The following is an 18,781-nucleotide window of genomic DNA, read 5'->3' on the forward strand; positions in this document are numbered from 1 at the left end:
ACGGTGTGGCCTCAACTGTCCGAGACGGGGATGCCGCCAGTTGAATACGCCATTACCTTTGAGGAATGGGCAACGTGGCTTCATCCGGGGATCTCGTCGACCTCCCCGACGGGGTGGGCGGCAGCGCCGCCGCCGAATTCGCTCCGCTGGTGCGGGCATTCGCGAGAGCCTTCGGCCGTCGCCGGGGGGCAGGCGGTGCACTGGCGGTCCATCTGCACGGCGAACCACTGGTCGACATCTGGACCGGCAGACATACGGGATCAGCGCACTGGACCGGTGATACCGGGTCGATCATCTTTTCCGCCACCAAGGGTGTCACCGCCACCGTCATCCACCGTCTCGCCGATCGAGGGTTGCTCGACTACGCTGCCCCGGTCGCCGAGTACTGGCCCGAGTTCGGCGCGAACGGCAAGGCCGAGATCACCGTGGCGCAGGTGCTCACACACCGTGCCGGGCTCTCCGCGCTCAACCCGCTCGCGGGCGACATCACCGAGGTGCTCGACCACGAACTGATGGAGCAACGGCTTGCCGCCGCGAAACCGGATCATCTACTCGGCGTTCCCACCTATCACGCGCTCACCTTCGGCTGGCTGCTGGCCGGACTGGCCCGCGCGATCACCGGGCGGGGTATGGCCCAGCTGTTCCGCAGCGAGGTCGCCGAACCGCTCGGCATCGACGGCATCCACCTCGGCGCCCCGCCGTCCGGTGCGCCGACCGGATACGCCCCGCTCGCGGGCGACCAGCTGCGGATACTCGGACGACCGCTCGGCGCCCGGATCATCGGTCGCTCCTTCGGTTTCCCCGGCGCGCCGGGCGCCGCGCTCCGCGCCCTGTTCCTGCCCGGCATGGAGGCGCTCTTGGAGGGCGACACCCCGCCGATCCTGAACACCGAACTCGGCGCGGGCAACGGCGTTTGCACCGCTACCGGGCTGGCCACCATGTACGGCGCGCTGGCCAATGACGGCATGGTCGACGGCCGCCGGTACCTCTCCGCGCGAACCATCGCCGAAATGCGCCGGATCCGCAGCTACCAGCTCGACCACGCGCTGTTCTATATGCCGATGCTGTGGCATCTCGGCTACCACTCGCTGCCCATGCCGGGCGCCCATGGCGGTCTCGGCCACATCGGACTCGGCGGCTCTTTCGGCTGGGCCGAACCGCGGCTGGGGCTCTCGGTCGGCTTCGTACACAACCGGCTGGCGGTGCCGCATATGAGCCTGGATCAGATGTCGGCGATGTGGCTGCTGCCGCTGGTACTGAACTGCCTGCGCGGCACCAAGCGGACCGCGCTCGGGGATACCCGAGAGGCGGCCGCCTGAGCGGCGGCCGCCTTCGGCTCAGGTCAGGTAGCGGTAGGCCGAGGAACCCGGCTCCAGCCGCTCGCACTGGATCGGGGAGTCGCGCATCCGCTCCAACAGCGGCGCGAGGCCGTCCTGCGCGCCCAGTTCGATGCCGACCAGCGCGGCGCCGGTTTCCCGGTTGTTGCGCTTGACGTATTCGAACATGGTGATGTCGTCGTCCGGTCCGAGCACTTCGTTCAGGAAACGGCGCAGCGCACCCGGCTCCTGCGGGAAGTCCACCAGGAAGTAATGCTTCAGGCCGCGGTGCACCAGCGAGCGTTCGATGATTTCGCCGTAGCGGGAGACATCGTTATTGCCGCCGGAGACCAGGCAGACCACCGTCGAACCCGGCTCCACCTCGATCTCGCTGAGTCCGGTGACCGAGAGCGCACCCGCGGGTTCGGCGATGATGCCCTCGTTCTGGTACAGCTCCAGCATGGTGGTGCAGATCGCGCCCTCGTCGACGTGCATCATCCGGAAAGCACCCGCACCCTGGGGGGATTCGGTGGCGGTCAGTAAGGGGAGCGAACCGTGCGAGACCACGCGGCTACCGAAACCTGCGGCCGCGGCGTAGGGGAGCGCGCCGATCCGGCGCACCGCGGCGCCGTCGACGAAGGGATCGATGGTGGGCAGCGTTACCGGTCCGCCCGCGACCAGCGCCGCGGTCATCGAGGCCGCGCCGCTCGGCTCCACGCCGAGGATGCCCGCCTGCGGCGCGCGCTCGCGCAGGTAGGTGCCGATACCGGCCAGGCAGCCGCCGCCGCCCACCGGGACCACCACCAGATCGGGGGCGGTGCCGAGCTGTTCCAGGATTTCGGCGGCGATGGTGCCCTGGCCCGCGGCGGTGCGCGGGTCATCGAACGGCGGCACCATGGTGGCGCCGGTGCGCTCGACATCGGCGGCGGCGGCCGCGGCCGCGGCGTCGTACGTTTCGCCGACCGCGATCAGCTCGACGAACTCGCCGCCGTGCACCCGGATCCGGTCCCGCTTCTGCTTGGGCGTAGTGGTCGGGACGTAGATGCGGCCCTTGATGCCCATGGCATGACAGGCGTAGGCGACACCTTGTGCGTGATTGCCCGCACTGGCCGCGACCACACCCGCGGACCGTTCCTCGGGGGTCAGCTGCACGATCAGGTTGTAGGCGCCGCGCAGCTTGTAGGAGCGCACCGCGGTGAGGTCTTCGCGCTTGAGGTAGACCTGCGCGCCGGACAGCGCCGACAGGCGCGGGCTGAACTGCAGCGGGGTCGGCTCGATAATGTCGGCAATTCGCTTGGCGGCGGCGTCGATCTCGTCCGCGCTCAGCGCGGGACGAGAAGCGGACAGTTCGTCGAGAACATCAAGCGGATTGAACACCCGAAATATGCTGCCACCCGCCGCGTCGGCAGGATGCGGCGGGTGGGGGAGAATAGCTTGCCGCGAGGTTGCGGATCAGCGCGGGGTGAGGACGAAGACCGGGATCTGGCGGGTGGTTTTGGTCTGATACTTCGCGTAGTCGGGCCAGGCCTCGACGGCCCGCTGCCACCACAGCGCTTTCTCCCTACCGAAGACCTCGCGGGCGGTGTAGTCCTTGGCCGCGGTTCCGTCGCGCAATTCGACGTGCGGATCGGCTTTGACGTTGTAGTACCAGACCGGATTCTTCGGATCCCCGCCCAGTGAGGCGACTATGGCGTATTCGCCGTCGTGTTCGACCCGCATCAGCGGGGTTTTGCGCAGGTTGCCGGTCTTGGCGCCACGGGTGGTCAGGAGGATGACCGGCTTGCCCATCATCGACGTGCCCTTGGTGCCGCCGGAGTCCTCGTAGGTCTCGGCCTGCTTGCGAGCCCAGCCTGAGGTGCTGGGTGCGTAGTCTCCCGTCAATGGCATATTCCGGGCAACGCGCCGGGGTATGCCAATGTTCCCCTGGCAAATGTTTGGTGGACCGAACTTCGAGGTCCGTATATCCTGACCGCATGGCAACGGTTCACCCCTCATCGGTGCAGATCGCGGGTTCCGCGTGGCCGGTGTTCAAACTCGAGGCACTCGCCGCGGGCCTGGTGACCTGCCTTCTTCTGGCGTTGATCACCGGTTCGCCGCAGATCGGCGTGCTCGCGGGCGCGGGCGTCGCCGCGGCCCGCTGGCTGCTCGGTTACGCGACGAGTCGCCGTATCGGAGCGGATCGCCGTACCGATCGAGCGCTGTCGGCGCACTGATCACCCCTCCCGCACGTCGCACGCTAGCGGTCCGCGTCCAGCGGAAGCGCCGCCAATTCGCCCCGTGCGAGCACCCCCAGTTTCGGATACGCCTTGTACAGGTGATGCCCGACCGTCCGTGGACTCAGGAACAGCTGCGCGGCGATATCCCGATTGGACATGCCCTGCGCGGCCAGACGCACGATCTGCAACTCCTGCGGTGTGAGCCGGGCGAGCACTCCGTCGGCGGGCCGGGCGATCGCCCCGACGCCGAGCGCGCCGAGTTCGGTCCGCGCGCGTTCGGCCCACGGTGCGGCGCCGAGACGCTCGAAGGTCTCCAGCGCCGGCTGTAGCTGGCCGCGCGCGTCCACCTTGCGGCGGGTGCGGCGCAACCATTCGCCGTACAGCAGTTGGGTGCGCGCCAGTTCGAAGGGACGTCCGCCGAGTCGCAACGCCTCCGGGTACAGCGCCTCGGCCTCGGCATCGGGCGCGGTCAGGGCACGGCAGCGCAATGCAAGGGCCTGGATCCACTCCTGCCCGGCCGAATCGGCCCAGGACCGCAACCGGTCGAGCGCGTCGCCCGCGCGGTCGGGGTCGCCGAGCCGCACCGCCGCCTCGACCAGATCGGGCAGCGTGCGCACTCCGATGACGTGGTGGCGGGCCGGCTCCTCGGTCAACGGCTCCCATCGGGCCAGCGCACTCTCGACCTTGCCCTGCCCGAGTTCGAGCAGGCCGAGCGCCGCGTGGGTCCATGATGCGCCCGCCGCCGCAGTGCCGCCGAGTTCCTCGGCCAGTGCGCATTCCACCAGTTCTCGGCACTCCGGGTCGCGTCCCTCCAGTGCGGCGAGATACGCGAGGAAGCTCATCTGCTGGCTGACCCAGTGCGTCTGCCCACCGTCCTGGGCGATCCGCAACCCCTCGGTCGCGGCGACCCTGGCCTCACGGGGCCTGCCGAGGAACATTTCGGCCTCGGCGCGGAAGAACAGCAGTGCGGGCAGGAGCGCGACCCTGCCCTGCTCGCGGCTCTCCGCGATGAGTTCCGCGGCGAGTTCGGCGACCTGCTCGTCCTGACCGACGACGAGCCCGGTTCCGCACATCTGCACCAGATCCCGCGGGCTGTCGGCGCCGTTGCGCCGGGCGTGCGCGGCGGCCACGCGCAGCGGCCCCGTGCCGCGGCCGTCGATTGCGGCGAGCGTGTAGTGGGCGATCGGTGTCATCGGTTCGTCGTCCGCGAGTGGCAGCGCCGACCACAGCGTGGCGACCTCGGCGAGTTCTGTCGCGCCGAGATACCAGGCGGTATGCACCGCCTGGGACAGTGTGCGGGCCGCGCGGCGCGGATCGGCCTCGCGGACGGCGGATGCCGCGTCGAGCAGCAGCCGGTGCGCCGCCAGCGGTGTGCCCGCGCCGAACTCGGCGGTGGCGCGCACCAGATCCAGCCGGGCGGTGAGCAGCGGATCGGTGGTCTGGGTGGCGGCACGTTCGGCGAGTTGTCCGGCCAGGTCGAAGCGGCCGGTCTCGGTCGCCGTCTCGGCGGCCAGCACCAGTCTGCGGACCCGGCCCGCGGGCTCGATACTCAGCCCCGCCGCGCGTTCGTAGGCGGCGACCGCGCCGTGGTAGCCGCTGCGCATGCGTGCCCGGTCCGCGGTCGCCTCGAGGGCGGCGGCCGCGGTGTCGTCGGGGCCGGTGGCGGCCGAGGCCAGGTGCCAGGCTCGCAGGTCGGCGTCCGCGTCGTCGGTCAGCGCGTCGGCGAGGGCGCGATGCGCCGCGAGTCGCTGGGCCAGTGGCGCACCCTGGTAGATCGCCGAACGCTGTAGCGGGTGCCGGAAATTCAGGGTGTGGCCGTCGCTGTGCACGAGCCCGCTTTCCTCGGCGGGTGCGAGATCCGGCAGCCGGGCGTCCAGCGTGGCGGACGCGCGCAGCACCGTCCCGAGGTCGGCGTTACCCGCCGCGGCGGCCACCAACAGCAATGTCCGGGTGGGCGCGGGCAGTCTGCTCACCTGTCCGAGAAAGGCGACCTGTAGGCGCTGGGTCAGCGGGAGCGGATTCGACCCCGACCCCGGTGATTCCGCCGCCAGCACCGCCGGCAGTTCCAGCAGAGCCAGCGGATTACCCCCCGATTCGGCGAGGAGCCGGTAGCGCGCCGCGGGCGCCAGCTCCGGGGCGCGGTCGTCGACCAGGGCCGCCGCGGCGTCCTGGCGCAGGCCCGAGACCACCAGCTCCGGCAGGCCGGGTGCCGGGAAGTCGAGTTCGCCGGTGCGGGTGGCGAATATGATCACCACGCCTTCGGTGTCCAGCCGCCGTGCCGCGAACAGCAGGCTCTCCGCGGTCGCCCGGTCCAGCCAGTGCGCATCGTCGACCAGGCAGAGCAGCGGGCCCTCGGCGGCCTCTTCGGCGAGCAGCGACAGCACCGCGAGTCCGATCAGCATGCGGTCGGCCGGATCATGGCTCGCCAGCCCGAATGCGGAGCGCAGGGCGGCGCGCTGCGGACCGGGCAGGGTGTCCACCAGTGCCATACCCGGCCGCACCAGCAGATGCAGTGCGGCGAACGGCAATTCGGCCTCGGATTCGATGCCCGCACTGCGCACCGTCGGAATGCCCTGGGCGGCAGCGTAATCCAGAAGCGCTGTCTTGCCGATACCCGGTTCGCCACGCAATACGACGGCCCCGCTGCGTCCCTCGCGGGCCGCGTGCAGAAGTCGATCGATGTGCGCCTGTTCGACTTCTCTTCCGTGGAGCATCGGTCCACCGTAGCGAGCGCGGTCCGCCCTACATACCTACGCCGTCGCGGAAAGTACTTATAGATGACTGATTCGAGGCACCCACCCGCGGCAATAACGTAGTCCCCATCAGCAAGAGCAACGGAAAACCGCAGCTCAGAACACTAATGGAGGATCGAATGAACACTCCCGTCGCGCAGTACCTGGAAGCCTGGAACACCACCGATGCCGCCGCGCGCAAGGCCGCCATCGCCCGGGTCTTCACCGAAGACGTGCGTTACGTCGACCCGCTGGTCGAGGTCGCCGGACATGACGGCATGGACGCCGCGATCGCCGGTGTGCAGGCCCAATTCCCCGGCTGGGTCTTCACTTCGGCGGGCCCGGTCGACGGCCACCACGACCAGGTGCGCTTCACCTGGGGGCTCGGTCCGGCCGACGGACCCGCGGTGGTGATCGGTTTCGATGTCGCGATCGTCTGCGACGGCCGCATCGCCAACGTCTACGGCTTCCTCGACAAGGTCCCGGCCGCGGCCTGATCCGCACGCTCGTTCTCCTTCCCGCACAACGAAAGAAGCTTTCGCCATGACCACCACCGCCGCCCCCGGCTACCTGTCCACCCTGCTCGCCCCCGGCCCCACCCTGCTGCGGTTGTCGCTGCGCTTGGACGCGGTCGTCACCGGCGTCAACGGCCTCGCCTACCTGGCGCTCTCCGGCCCGATCGAGTCGCTGCTCGGGCTCGACACCGGTATCGGAATTCCGATCGGCGTCTTCCTCACGCTGTACGGAATCGCAGTCGCGCTGATCGGCGCGTCAACCGCCATCAATACGATGGCCGCGCGCATGGTGGTGGCGGGCAATGCCGTCTGGGTCGTGGTCAGCCTGGCCGCGCTGCTCGAGGGAGCGCTGGATCTGAACCTGGCGGGGGCTGTCTGGACCGTGCTGCAGGCGGGTACTGTCGGCGCCTTCGCGGCTCTGCAGTACTTGGGTCTGCGCAAGGCCAGGTAATCCGAAAACGCGACAACCACAACCACATCGACGAACCGATACCCGGTCCGGTGCGCCACGATCCGAGTACCGTCGGGCCTATGCCCCGGACAGATGCGCCCGAGCCGACAGTGCCCCCGTCATTCCACGTGGATCAGGTCGAGGAGGCGCCGATCGGCGTGCTGGTCGAACTTCTCGATAGGCAGGCGGAACTGCCCGGTGTGCGCCGGATGCGGCGCTGGGCGCACGAGGCGCTCGCGGTGACGATGGGGGAGCGGGCCCTCGATATCGGGTCGGGCACCGGATCCGAGGTGCTGGAGTTCGCCGAGCGGGTCGGCCCGGACGGCGACGCGGTCGGTGTCGACCCGAATCCGGCCATGCTCGCCGTCGCGCGGGAGCGTGCCGCGGCGGCCGATTCGCCCGCCCGATTCCTCGAGGGCACGGCCTACCGGCTGCCCTTCCCGGATCATTCCTTCGACGCCGTCCGCTGCGAGCGGGTGTATCAACATCTCGACGACCCGGCCGCCGCCACCGCGGAGATCGCCCGGGTGCTGCGGCCCGGCGGCCGGGTGCTGCTAATCGATAGCGACTGGTTCACCGCGATCACCCATCCCGGTGAACCCGCGATCGTGGAGGCGCTCGGCGCGGCCATGCTGGCCAATACGCCGAATCCGGGGTCCGGTCGCCGTTTGCGTGGGCTGCTGGCAGCGGCCGGATTCGTCATCGACGACCAGGGGTCGGAGGCGGTGATCTGGACACCGGACTCGGCGCGGGGGCTGTTCACGAATATGAGCGAGCAGGCGGTGGCGGCGGGGGTGATCACGGCGGCGGAGTGCGAGCGGTTCATCGCCGAGCTGGAGGCGGGGTTCGCCACGGGTGACTACCACCTGTCGGTCACCATGTTCGCGGTACTCGCGCACCTGGCCTGACCCCTCGCCTACCCGCCGTACAGATCCGCTTGCCCGAAATCGATGATATGAGTGTCGTTTACGGCGATCCGGTGTGGATCTGATCGAATGACGCGATACGTAGGTCGCGGTCTGGTGGGGCCCGCGTATCCCGATGCGCGAGTATGCCGCCCTCACTAACATTGCCATGCGCGCCCGCGATGAATCCGAGTAGTCGGGTACGCGGGTTTCGACGGGAATTCGAGGGGAGAATTCATCCATGAAACGCCTGGTGGTGTGTTGCGACGGCACATGGAAGGCCGAATCGAGCAGCACGGTATCGAACATTATCAAGATCGCGCAGACGATCCGCTTCTCCGCGCCGGGTCCGAGGGAAACCCCGATTCAGCAGTGGGTCACCTACGTGTCCGGTCCGGGCGCCCGCGGGTTCCTGGCGGACCGGATGATGGGCGGTGCGTTCGGGCTGGGTCTGGAGGCGAATCTGTCCTCGGCCTACTGGCATCTGGCGTTGAACTGGGAGCCCGGCGACGAGATCTACATCTTCGGCTTCAGTCGCGGCGCCTACACCGCGCGCAGCCTGGCCAGTCTGATCGGCCGCATCGGGATCATGACGCCCGAGGCCATGATCGACGGAAAGTACCCGCACGCCTTGGCGATTCACCATCAGCGACCTCCGGCGGACGGTTCCATCCCGTCGGAGTGGGAGAAGTTTCGCAAGGAGAACTGTCAGTATCCGGCCAAGATCGACTTTCTCGGTGTCTTCGATACCGTCGGCGCGCTGGGTGTGCCGGGCCTGACCGCGCTGCGGCACAAGTTCCACGATGTCAAACTCTCGTCGAATGTCTACTGCGCCCGGCAGGCGCTGGCCATCGACGAGCGGCGGCGCAACTTCGAGCCCTGCCTGTGGCAGGTGCCGGTGGAGCCGGATGTGAAGTACCGCAGGGGTTTCCCTCGGGTCAAACAGGTCTGGTTCGAGGGCGTGCACAGCGATGTCGGCGGTGGCTACGAGGAATGCGGCCTGTCGGATCTGACGTTGCGCTGGATGGTCGGCGAGGCCGAATCGGTGGGCCTGGTTTTCGACCAGGACCGGCTGGAGGACCTGTCACAGCGCTGTCACGCCGCCGGTGCGAAGCATATGAAGCGGCACGGCTCACTCGGCCCCGGCTACCTGATCCTGAATCTGCTTCGCACCCTGCGTAATCCGCGCAGTGATCGTTTCCACCTGGATTCCTGGCGGCGACTGGCGGGGCAGCGCAAGCGCAAGGCTGCCGTCGAGAACGAGACGGTCGCCGCGCGGACGAAACGGCGGTTCTCCGGCGCGGACAGCGGGATCCGGCTGGCTTCCTCCGTCCTCGACAGCCCGGACTACCATCCGTCCAATTTGGAACGCTGGCGCGAGGAGAAGTTCAGCGGCGCGTTTCCGGAGGACCTGTTCGAGAAGATCAAGCCGGTCTCAGCGCACCAGCAGAGCGACGGGTAGGCGAGCGAAGAGCTTCTCGACCCGGGCCCTGCCCTGGAAGGTGTGACCAGTCAGCCGGTCGGTCCAGGTGCCGGACGGCAGATCCAATGTGGTATCGCTCCACCCGGTTTCGGTGAGACCTACGCTGTGCCGGGTGACGGCCACGATGACCTCCGGCGCTTCACCGATCCGCCCGCGGGCATAGGACACCAGCCTGCTCGACTGCTCACCGGTGGCGAACAACGGTAGATAGCTGCCACCGACGAAGCATTCCGGGCGCTCCCGGCGCAGCCATAGCGCGTAGGCGACGATCCACATCTTCGCCGCACCGGAGGTATCCAATGCCGGTGTGCCGGTGAGCGATTGCAGCATGCCGATGCGCGCTGCGAAGTCGACCGGGCGCCGGTTGTCCGGGTCGACCAGCGAGTCCTCCCACAGCTCGCAGCCTTGATAGACGTCCGGGATGCCGGGTCCACACAGCTGTAGCAGCTTCTGCGCCAGCGAATCCGACCATGCGTGCGGTGCCAGATCGTGCACCAGATCACTGAGTTCTGCGCCGACGTGCCCGTCGATCACCGTGTCCAGCCAACCGTGCACCGCCGATTCGAATTCGGCATCCGGTTCCTCCCAGGAGGATCGGGTGCCCGCCTCGCGGATCGCCTTCTCCGCGAACAGATGCAGCCGTTCGCGTAGACCCGGCACCGAGGAGGCCGGGCGGCCGTCGGCGGGCCAGACGCCGAACATGTTCTGCAGCAGAAACAGAGCCGTCGCCCCGTCCGGAGCCGGGGTGCTCTCCAGCCAGGACTCCACCGAGCGCGCCCAAGGCTTCGCGGCCTGCGACAGCACCCCGATGCGGGCGCGCACGTCCTCGCCGCGTTTAGTGTCGTGGGTGGACAGCGTGGTCATGGTGGCGGGCCAGCGCTGGGCTCGTTCGGTATTGGCGAGATGGAATTCGTTGAGCGAGTGCCCGAAGCGCGCCGGGTTACCGCCCACCTCCTGGAGCGAGACCAGTCGCGCCCCCTGGTAGAACATGGTGTCCTCCACCGCCTTGGCGGTGATGGCCCCGCAGACCTGACCGAACCGCACGGCCGCCTCGCCATCCGCCGCCAGCGCGGTGACCAGCACCGACAGTGGCGCGGTGAGTTCGCTATTGCGCTTCTCGACCTCGGCGACCACCGCGCCGGTCATACCCGCCAGCGGCGTGTAGTCCACCCGGTAGACCGGCATGAAGGCCAGTACCTCGATGGCGGCATTGGTCAGCGCCAGGGTGTCGAAGCTGTCGGCGTTCGCGTCGCGTTTGATCGCGGCGACCAACCGCCGGACCTCCGGGGCCAGAATGCTCTCCGCCACCGCGCGTTTGATGCGGTGCTCGGTCTCGCCGACCCAGGCGCGGTCACTGCCGTGCCCGGCGAACCGGCGCGAGAGCTCGGTCAGCGTCTGCTCGCCGTCCGGATCGATGAGCACCCCGCTGAGCCCGGCCAGCGCGTCGTAGCCGGTGGTGCCGTCCACCGGCAGAGTGGCGTCCAGCGGCTCCCGGTTGGCCAGGATCTTCTCCACCAGTAGCAGCCGATGGGGTCCGATGAGTTGCCGCAGCCGGGTCAAATAACCGGTGGGATAGGACAATCCGTCCGGGTGGTCCACCCGGACGCCGTCGATGAGATCGTGTTCGCACCAAGCCGCCAGCTCCCGATGTGTGATCTCGAAGACCTCGGGATCCTCTTGGCGCAGCCCGGCCAGGCTGCTGACAGCGAAGAAGCGGCGGTAGGTGCACAGCCCTGCCCTCCAGCTCACCAGCCGGTAATGCTGTTTGTCGTGGATGCGCAGCGCATTATCACCGTCGGTCCCCGGTGCGATCGGGAAGCGCAGATCGTGCAGGGCCAGCATCGGTTCGGGGCCGGAGCGGTCCACGGTCAGCGCGGCCGGATCGTTCTCACTCTGCAGCACCGGCAGGGCCAGCCGCCCGCCCGCGCCGTTGGCCGGGCTCCAGTCGATATCGAAGAAGTGCTGGAAGGCCGACTCCCTACCGTTCCGCAGCACATCCCACCACCAGTGGTTCTGTCGCGGGTCGGCGACCCCGATGTGGTTGGGGACCAGGTCCACGATCAAACCCATGCCGCGGCTGCGCACCTCGTCGGCGAGCGCTTTGAGTCCGGCGGGTCCACCCAGCGCGGCCGATACGGTGGTCGGATCGGCGACGTCGTAGCCGTGCGTCGAACCGTGCATCGGGGTCATGATCGGTGACAGGTACAAGTGCGAAATACCCAGTTGCTGTAGGTATTCCGCGATCGTTCTGGCATCGGTGAAGGTCAGCGCGTCCGGCCGCAGTTGCAGCCGGTAGGTGCTGCGGACGGTCGTCGCCCTGCCCCGGGTGCGGCTGTGGGCGATGGGGTCCGTGTGATGGGTGGGGATCGGTGCGTTGGATGCAGTCATGTGGGTGTCGGTTTAGGCAGGGCAGCGGAGGACGAGCAGGCAACGGGCGGGGACGGGCAACGTGGCGGACGCGGGGTAGGTGGTCTCGGAGCGGCCGTCGGGCACCGAACAATCCAATGCGACCGACCATTCGGGGCCGTAGTCGGTACCGGGTAACACGAAATCGAGGGCGGAGTCGTGCGCGTTGAAGCACAGCAGGAACGAGTCGTCGGTGATGTGCTCACCGCGTGGGCCCGGTTCGGGAATACCCTGTCCGTTCAGGTACACCGTCAGTGATTTGCCGAAACCGCTGTCCCAGTCCGCGGGGGTCATTTCCTCGCCGCCCGGCGTGAGCCAGGCGATGTCGCGGACGTCGTCCTTGGATCGGATTGGGCGACCCTCCAGGAAGCGGCGGCGCCGGAAGATGGGGTGGTCGGTGCGCAGCGCGATCACCTGCCTGGTGAAGTCGAGCAGGTCCGAATTCGTCTGCATCAGTGACCAATCCATCCAGGCGAGTTCGGAGTCCTGGCAGTACGCATTGTTGTTGCCGTGCTGGGTGCGACCCATTTCGTCGCCGTGCGCGAGCATCGGGGTGCCCTGCGAGAGGACCAGCGTGGCCAGCAGATTGCGGGTCTGCTTGGCGCGCAACGCGAGGATCTCCGGGTCGTCGGTCGGCCCCTCGACCCCGCAGTTCCAGGAGCGGTTGTGGCTTTCGCCGTCGCGGTTGCCCTCACCGTTGGCCTCGTTGTGTTTCTCGTTGTAGGACACCAGATCCCGCAGTGTGAAGCCGTCGTGCGCGGTGACGAAGTTGATGCTGGCGCTCGGCCTGCGCCCGGTCGCCTCGTACAGGTCCGACGATCCGGTGAGCCGGGAGGCGAATTCGCCAAGCGTGGCGGGCTGGCCGCGCCAGTAGTCGCGGACGGTGTCGCGGTACTTGCCGTTCCACTCGGTCCACTGCCCGGGGAAGTTGCCGACCTGGTAGCCGCCCTCTCCGACGTCCCACGGCTCGGCGATCAGCTTGACCTGACTGACCACCGGGTCCTGTTGCACCAGGTCGAAGAAGGTGGACAGCCGGTCGACATCGTGCAATTCGCGGGCCAGGGTGGCGGCCAGGTCGAAGCGGAAGCCGTCGACGTGCATGTCCAGGACCCAATAGCGCAGCGAATCCATGATCAACTGCAGGGTGTGCGGATGGCGCACATTGAGGCTGTTACCGGTGCCGGTGTAATCCATGTACCGCGACGGATCCTTGTCCAGCAGCCGGTAATAGGCGGCGTTGTCGATGCCGCGGAAGGCGATGGTCGGGCCGAGATGATTGCCCTCGGCGGTGTGGTTGTAGACCACGTCGAGGATCACCTCGATGCCCTCGGCGTGCAGCGCGCGCACCATCGCCTTGAACTCGGTGACCGCCGCGCCGCCGCGCGGGCTGGCGGCGTAGCCATTGTGCGGCGCCAGATAGCCGAAACTGTTGTAGCCCCAGTAGTTTCGCAGACCCTGGTCAAGCAGTATCCGGTCGTGCAGGAACTGGTGCACCGGCATCAGTTCGATCGCCGTGATGCCGAGGCTCTTCAGGTGGCCGACGATGGCCGGGTGCGCGATGCCCGCGTAGGTGCCGCGCAATTCCTCGGGAATGCCCGGGTGCGTCATCGTCATGCCTTTGACATGCGCCTCGTAGATCACCGTCTCGTGATACGGCCGATTCGGCCTGCGGTCGGCGCCCCAATCGAAAAACGGGTTGATCACCACGCCGGTCATGGTGTGGCCCAACGAATCCAGGCCGTAGGTGTAGAGCGAGGGATCGTTGTCGAAATCGCCGTCGAAGGCCTTGCCGTACGGGTCGAGCAGCAATTTGCTGGGGTCGCAGCGCAATCCGTGTTCCGGGACGTACGGCCCGTGTACCCGGAAGCCATAGCGCTGGCCAGGTCCGATGGTCGGGAGGTAGGCGTGCCAGACATAGGTGTCCACCTCGTCCAGCGGGATCCGGGTCTCGACGCCGTCCCTCGCGATCAAGCACAGTTCGACAGCGTCCGCGACCTCGGAGAAGACCGAGAAATTGGTGCCGGCACCGTCATAGGTCGCGCCCAGGGGATAGGCGGTGCCCGGCCACACACCGAGTGGTGTCAGTTCACCGGGCGCTGCGTCGGGCTGAGACATACGGACGACACTAGCGGCAGCGGTTTCCGCCCCGGTGCGGGTGGTTGCGGACAGGTGCGTCGGCCGAGGCCGATACCCGAGCTACCACCTCGGCCGAGCGGGATGCGTTGCGGGCCGGGCGGGATGCCCGCGATAGCCGTCCCGCTACTCGCACGGCAGTGCCGTCACCAACGGGTCGCGTGGCGGCGGTCTTCCCCGCGGCATCCGAGCTGTGCCACCGCCGGAATATTTCCAATGCCGCAGTGGCGGACGGATTTCGTGGTCGACCGCGGACTCCCTGCGGCCGCGGTCGGTGAGCCGCGGCTCGCCGTACTCGCGCGGCGATCGCGCAGGTTCGACCACGCGGATCCGGATGGCACATCGTATCCGCTGAGCTCGAGTGGTAACTTGAACGGCGTTCAAGCCCGTCCCGGGGCGGCCGGGGCGGTTGTGCGACCGCGAGGATTCCTGTGGCACTGACTCCCGACGACATCACCGCCATCGACGCCGAACACGTGTGGCACCCCTACGGCGGCTTCCCCGCGACCACCGAACCTCTGGTGGTCGCGAGCGCCGCGGGCACCAGGCTGACCCTGGCCGACGGCCGCGAACTGGTCGACGGCATGAGTTCCTGGTGGGCCGCCGTACACGGCTATCGCCACCCGGTGCTGGACGCCGCGCTGCTGGCGCAGTCGCAGCGGATGAGTCACGTGATGTTCGGCGGGCTGACGCACGAACCCGCCGCCCGCTTGGCGGAGCTGCTCGTCGAGCACACCCCGGCCGGGCTGGACAAGGTCTTCCTCTGCGACTCCGGTTCGGTCTCGGTCGAGGTCGCGGTGAAGATGTGTTTGCAGTACTGGCGCGCACTCGGCAAGCCCGGCAAGAACCGGCTGCTCACGTGGCGCGGCGGATACCACGGTGACACCTTCACCCCCATGAGTGTCTGCGATCCGGATGGCGGCATGCATTCGCTGTGGACCGATGTACTGGCCCGGCAGCTCTTCGCCCCCGCCCCGCCGCGCGACTACCAGCCCGACTATGTGGCCGAGCTGGACCGATTGATCGCCGCGCACGCCGACGAACTCGCCGCGATCATTGTCGAACCCGTGGTGCAGGGAGCCGGCGGTATGCGCTGGCACGATCCGCGCTACCTCACCGAACTGCGCAGACTGTGCGATACGCACGGTGTGCTGCTGATCTTCGATGAGATCGCCACCGGATTCGGCCGCACCGGCGCCTTCTTCGCGGCCGACCACGTCGGGGTGGCGCCGGATGTGATGTGCGTCGGCAAGGCGATCACCGGCGGCTACCTCACATTGGCCGCCGCCCTGTGCACGGCGCGGATCGCGGAGACCGTGAGCGCCGCGCACGGGGGCCTCATGCACGGCCCGACCTTCATGGGCAATCCGCTGGCCTGCGCGGTTGCGGTGGCCTCCATCGAACTACTGCTCCAGCGAGATTGGCGCGGTGCGGTGGCGCGGATCGAGGCCGAGCTCACCGCGGGCCTGGCACCGGCCCGCGATCTGCCCGGGGTGGTCGAGGTGCGAGTGCTCGGCGCGATCGGTGTGATCGAGCTGGCCGAGCCGGTCGATATGCGGACGGCGACCGATGCCGCGGTCGCGGCCGGGGCCTGGCTGCGACCGTTCCGCAATCTCGTCTACTGCATGCCGCCGTTCATCAGCACATCGGAGGATATCGCCACTGTCGCCTCCGGCATGCTCGCCGCCGTCGCGGCGCAGACGAATACAGCGCGTCCGTATCTGGTCGGTTGACCTTGCGGTGCCTCGGGCGCTGTAGCTAGGCGGTCGCCGTCGGGCGTGCTGTCCCGAACCGGATTCCGCGCACTCCGAATGCGGTGGCGGTGGTAGGTGAACCGCTATCTGGTCAGCTGAGCCGGTGGACCTGCGGGTGCCCCGGACGCTATTAGCTGCGGGGGCGTCTGCGGTCTGTGAGCGTGCTGTCGGGGCCGGATTCTCCGCACCCGGAATGCGGTAGCAGCCGTGGGTGAACCGCTATCTGGTCGGCTGAGCCGGTGGACCTGCGGTGCCTCGGATGTTGTAGCTGCGCGGGCGTCTGTGTGAGCGTGCTGTCCGGAGCCGGAGCCGGAGCCGGAGCCGGAGCCGGAGCCGGAGCCGGAGCCGGAGCCGGAGCCGGAGCCGGAGCCGGAGCCGGAGCCGGAGCCGGAGCTTCCACACCTGGAATGCGGTGGCAGCCGTGGGTGAACCGCTTGCGTGCGATCGGGAAGTACGGATCACCGTTTCGCCCATACGGCTTGTCGACACCGTACGGCACATCCTCGATACCGTCCTGAACGGTGTTCAAGTATGCTGCGGAGCTGTGACTACCGATCCGCTGAGCTGGTTGGACGAGCGTGCCGTCGAGCGGGTGACCGCCGGGCTGCGCCGGGAGTTGCGGCCGCGCGCCCCGCTGTCGCCGTCGATCGATCTGGCCTCCAATGACTATCTAGGTCTGGTGCGGCACCCCGAGGTGATCGAGGGCGCGATCGAATCGGTGCGGCGCTGGGGCGCGGGGTCGACGGGATCCCGGCTGGTCACCGGCACCACCGCCGAACACGAACTATTGGAGGCCGAACTCGCCGAGTTCGTCGGCGCCGAGGCCGGGCTGGTATTCGCCTCCGGATACGCCGCGAACCTCGGTGTCGTGACCGCACTGGCCGGGCGCGGCGCGCTGGTGGTTTCCGATGCGGGCAGTCACGCCTCACTGGTCGATGCATGCCGGCTCTCTCGCGCGCGGGTGGAGATCGCGCCGCACGGCGATGTCGAGGCGGTGGACCGGTTGCTGGCCGCGCGGACCGAGGAGCGCGCGCTGGTCCTGACCGATTCGGTCTTCAGCGCCGACGGCGACCTGGCTCCGCTGGCCGAGCTGCATCGGGTCACCCGGGCCAACGCCGCGGTGCTGATCGTCGACGAGGCGCACGGACTCGGGGTGCGCGGCGCCGGCGGCCGCGGACTCGTCCAGGAGGTGGGTCTCGCGGGCGAACCGGACTTGGTGATCACCGCGACCCTCTCGAAGGCCCTCGCCGCCCAGGGCGGGGTGGTGCTGGCGAGCGAGCGGGTCCGGGCACATCTGATCGATGCCGCGCGCACCTTCATCTTCGATACCGGTCTCGCGCCCGCCGCGGTCGGCGCGGCCCGGGCGGCCCTCCGCCTGCTGCGCCGAGAGCCCGATATGGCCACCCGAGTGCTGGATCGGGCGGCCGATATCGCCCGTATCGCCCGTGTGGCGCAACCGGAGTCGGCCGTCGTCTCGGTGGTGCTCGGCGCGGCGCAGGTCGCCTACGACGCCGCTCAGGCCTGCCGGGCGCGCGGGCTCGACGTCGGCTGCTTCCGGCCGCCGTCGGTGCCGGAGGGCACCTCACGACTGAGGTTGACCGCCCGCGCCAACCTCACGGCGGCGGAGCTCGACACCATCGCGACGGTGCTCGGTGCGGTGCTCGCCGAAGCCCGCGGACTGGATGTGGTGCCCGCATGAGCTTGTTGCTGATCACCGGCACCTCCACTGAAGTCGGCAAGACGGTCGTGACGGCTGCCGTGGCCGCCGCGGCGCAAGCCGCGGGCCGCTCGGTGGCCGTCTGCAAACCGGCCCAGACCGGTATCGCGCCGGGTGAACCCGGTGACCTGGCCGAAATCGAGCGACTCAGTGGGGTGGACACGACACTGGAACTCGCGCGCTACCCCGAACCACTGGCGCCGGACACCGCCGCCCGGCGTTGCGGCCAGCCCCTGCTGACACTGGATGAGACCACCGCCGCCATCGAGGCGCTGCCCGAGGTCGACCTCACCCTGGTGGAGGGTGCGGGCGGACTGCTGGTCCGGCTCGGCGAATTCACCCTCATCGACCTGGCGCGGGAACTCGACGCCGCCGTGCTCGTGGTGGCCGCGGCCGGACTCGGCACCCTCAATCACAGTGAGCTGACCGCCCGAGCCCTCGCGGAGGCCGGGGTGCGGTGCGCGGGATTGGTGATCGGCGCCTGGCCGGCCGAGCCGGATCTGGCCGCCGAATGCAATCGGACCGACCTGCCCCGGGTGACGGGGGTCGATCTCGTCGGTGCGATCCCCGCGGGCGCGGGCGGTTGGGATCGGAATCGGTTCGCCGATGCCGCGCCGGGGTGGTTCATTCCGGGGTGGCCGACGCTCGATTAGCCGTAAATTGTCGAATTCAAGCCTTCTACCAGGCGATTTGACATCGTGCACACGGATACGTAACTTTATTCGAGTCAGAGCGACACGGACACCGACCCGGAGCCGACACGCAGAGCCGAAAGGCTGGGCGAGGCCTGGGAAACGAGGTAGTACGAGGAGCGCCTGGCGATCACACTAGCTCGACTGGAACCCTGATTTGTATTCGGGTGACTGGCCGCGCTAAGCTGTAAAAGTTGCCTCACCGATCAAGCGGGTTAAAGTCCGGGAGATGGTGTGTGCGTGTGTTCTTTGAGAACTCAATAGTGTGTCGATGAATGTCAGTGCCAATTATTTATTGGTTCCGGCCTCTTACACCCCCGTGTGAGGGAGTCGGACATTTAGTCAGCAAGATCTTTTGCTGGCGTTTTGTTTTGCTGGGTTTTCGGACTCTAGTTTCAGATATTTCTGATTCACCTTCGGGTGTTTCGAGAGTCTTCAACGGAGAGTTTGATCCTGGCTCA

Annotated in this window: 14 protein-coding genes; 9 read left to right on the top strand and 5 right to left on the bottom strand. The window is 68.2% G+C overall.

The features are described 5' to 3' along the window. Positions 1–65 precede the first annotated feature (65 nt). Entirely contained in the window at positions 66–1,319 is a 1,254-nt protein-coding gene (locus tag AB0H61_RS16165; RefSeq protein WP_357304484.1) for a serine hydrolase domain-containing protein, read from the top strand. Positions 1,320–1,337: 18 nt separating this feature from the next. Here the strand turns inward: AB0H61_RS16165 and ilvA are convergent, their stop codons facing one another. Beyond that, positions 1,338–2,693: a threonine ammonia-lyase IlvA gene (ilvA, locus tag AB0H61_RS16170; protein WP_357304487.1), complete on the bottom strand. Its 1,356-nt coding sequence runs from the start codon at positions 2,691–2,693 to the stop codon at positions 1,338–1,340. A gap of 75 nt (positions 2,694–2,768) precedes the next feature. Next, entirely contained in the window at positions 2,769–3,203 is a 435-nt protein-coding gene (locus AB0H61_RS16175) for a nitroreductase family deazaflavin-dependent oxidoreductase (protein ID WP_357304489.1), read from the bottom strand. Between the two features lie 86 nt (positions 3,204–3,289). On the opposite strand from AB0H61_RS16175, the gene AB0H61_RS16180 reads away from it, so the two are divergent. Continuing rightward, entirely contained in the window at positions 3,290–3,529 is a 240-nt protein-coding gene (locus tag AB0H61_RS16180; RefSeq protein WP_357304490.1) for a hypothetical protein, read from the top strand. A 23-nt stretch (positions 3,530–3,552) separates the two neighbouring features. On the opposite strand, the gene AB0H61_RS16185 is transcribed toward AB0H61_RS16180, so the two are convergent. Further along, on the bottom strand, positions 3,553–6,246 hold the full coding sequence (locus AB0H61_RS16185) for an AAA family ATPase (RefSeq protein ID WP_357304493.1): 2,694 nt from the start codon (positions 6,244–6,246) through the stop codon (positions 3,553–3,555). 158 nt (positions 6,247–6,404) lie between these two features. Between AB0H61_RS16185 and AB0H61_RS16190 the strand changes: the two genes are divergently transcribed. The 4 genes from AB0H61_RS16190 to AB0H61_RS16205 all read left to right on the top strand — a co-directional run bounded on the left by AB0H61_RS16190 (position 6,405) and on the right by AB0H61_RS16205 (position 9,597). Then, positions 6,405–6,761 carry a nuclear transport factor 2 family protein gene (locus tag AB0H61_RS16190; RefSeq protein WP_357304495.1) on the top strand — a complete coding sequence of 119 codons (357 nt, stop codon included), beginning with the start codon at positions 6,405–6,407 and terminating at the stop codon, positions 6,759–6,761. Positions 6,762–6,807: 46 nt separating this feature from the next. Beyond that, the gene (locus AB0H61_RS16195; RefSeq protein ID WP_357304497.1) at positions 6,808–7,230 is read left to right on the top strand and encodes a hypothetical protein; all 423 of its coding nucleotides are present in this window, start codon (positions 6,808–6,810) and stop codon (positions 7,228–7,230) included. 80 nt (positions 7,231–7,310) lie between these two features. Beyond that, positions 7,311–8,138, top strand: coding sequence for a methyltransferase domain-containing protein (locus AB0H61_RS16200; protein WP_357304499.1), 828 nt, complete (start codon positions 7,311–7,313; stop codon positions 8,136–8,138). 238 nt (positions 8,139–8,376) lie between these two features. After that, positions 8,377–9,597, top strand: a complete 1,221-nt coding sequence (locus AB0H61_RS16205) for a DUF2235 domain-containing protein (RefSeq protein WP_357304501.1) — start codon at positions 8,377–8,379, stop codon at positions 9,595–9,597. Here AB0H61_RS16205 and treY read toward each other — a convergent pair. Both treY and glgX read right to left on the bottom strand, forming a co-directional pair. Beyond that, positions 9,571–12,006, bottom strand: coding sequence for a malto-oligosyltrehalose synthase (gene treY, locus AB0H61_RS16210; RefSeq protein ID WP_357304504.1), 2,436 nt, complete (start codon positions 12,004–12,006; stop codon positions 9,571–9,573). The genes AB0H61_RS16205 and treY overlap by 27 nt on opposite strands. 12 nt (positions 12,007–12,018) lie before the next feature. After that, complete coding sequence (gene glgX, locus AB0H61_RS16215) at positions 12,019–14,139, bottom strand: glycogen debranching protein GlgX (protein ID WP_357304506.1); 2,121 nt, start codon at positions 14,137–14,139, stop codon at positions 12,019–12,021. Between the two features lie 449 nt (positions 14,140–14,588). Between glgX and AB0H61_RS16220 the strand changes: the two genes are divergently transcribed. From AB0H61_RS16220 to bioD, 3 genes are all read left to right on the top strand, one after another. Next, positions 14,589–15,890, top strand: coding sequence for an adenosylmethionine--8-amino-7-oxononanoate transaminase (locus AB0H61_RS16220; protein ID WP_357304508.1), 1,302 nt, complete (start codon positions 14,589–14,591; stop codon positions 15,888–15,890). A 565-nt stretch (positions 15,891–16,455) separates the two neighbouring features. Then, positions 16,456–17,610 (top strand): 8-amino-7-oxononanoate synthase, encoded by a 1,155-nt coding sequence (locus tag AB0H61_RS16225; protein WP_357304511.1) that lies wholly within the window; start codon positions 16,456–16,458, stop codon positions 17,608–17,610. Continuing rightward, positions 17,607–18,281, top strand: coding sequence for a dethiobiotin synthase (gene bioD / locus AB0H61_RS16230; protein ID WP_357304514.1), 675 nt, complete (start codon positions 17,607–17,609; stop codon positions 18,279–18,281). Before AB0H61_RS16225 ends, bioD begins: the two co-directional genes overlap by 4 nt. Positions 18,282–18,781 lie beyond the last annotated feature (500 nt).

The sequence above is a fragment of the Nocardia sp. NPDC050710 genome (assembly GCF_040654375.1).
Classification (GTDB): Bacteria; Actinomycetota; Actinomycetes; order Mycobacteriales; family Mycobacteriaceae; genus Nocardia.

Excerpts from the sequence above, each read along its gene's own strand:
- AB0H61_RS16165 (WP_357304484.1), top strand. The coding sequence starts at position 66 with ATGGGCAACGTGGCTTCATCCGGGGATCTCGTCGACCTCCCCGACGGG.
- AB0H61_RS16175 (WP_357304489.1), bottom strand. The coding sequence starts at position 3,203 with ATGCCATTGACGGGAGACTACGCACCCAGCACCTCAGGCTGGGCTCGC.
- AB0H61_RS16180 (WP_357304490.1), top strand. The coding sequence starts at position 3,290 with ATGGCAACGGTTCACCCCTCATCGGTGCAGATCGCGGGTTCCGCGTGG.
- AB0H61_RS16185 (WP_357304493.1), bottom strand. The coding sequence starts at position 6,246 with ATGCTCCACGGAAGAGAAGTCGAACAGGCGCACATCGATCGACTTCTG.
- AB0H61_RS16190 (WP_357304495.1), top strand. The coding sequence starts at position 6,405 with ATGAACACTCCCGTCGCGCAGTACCTGGAAGCCTGGAACACCACCGAT.
- AB0H61_RS16195 (WP_357304497.1), top strand. The coding sequence starts at position 6,808 with ATGACCACCACCGCCGCCCCCGGCTACCTGTCCACCCTGCTCGCCCCC.
- AB0H61_RS16200 (WP_357304499.1), top strand. The coding sequence starts at position 7,311 with ATGCCCCGGACAGATGCGCCCGAGCCGACAGTGCCCCCGTCATTCCAC.
- AB0H61_RS16205 (WP_357304501.1), top strand. The coding sequence starts at position 8,377 with ATGAAACGCCTGGTGGTGTGTTGCGACGGCACATGGAAGGCCGAATCG.
- treY (WP_357304504.1), bottom strand. The coding sequence starts at position 12,006 with ATGACTGCATCCAACGCACCGATCCCCACCCATCACACGGACCCCATC.
- glgX (WP_357304506.1), bottom strand. The coding sequence starts at position 14,139 with ATGTCTCAGCCCGACGCAGCGCCCGGTGAACTGACACCACTCGGTGTG.
- bioD (WP_357304514.1), top strand. The coding sequence starts at position 17,607 with ATGAGCTTGTTGCTGATCACCGGCACCTCCACTGAAGTCGGCAAGACG.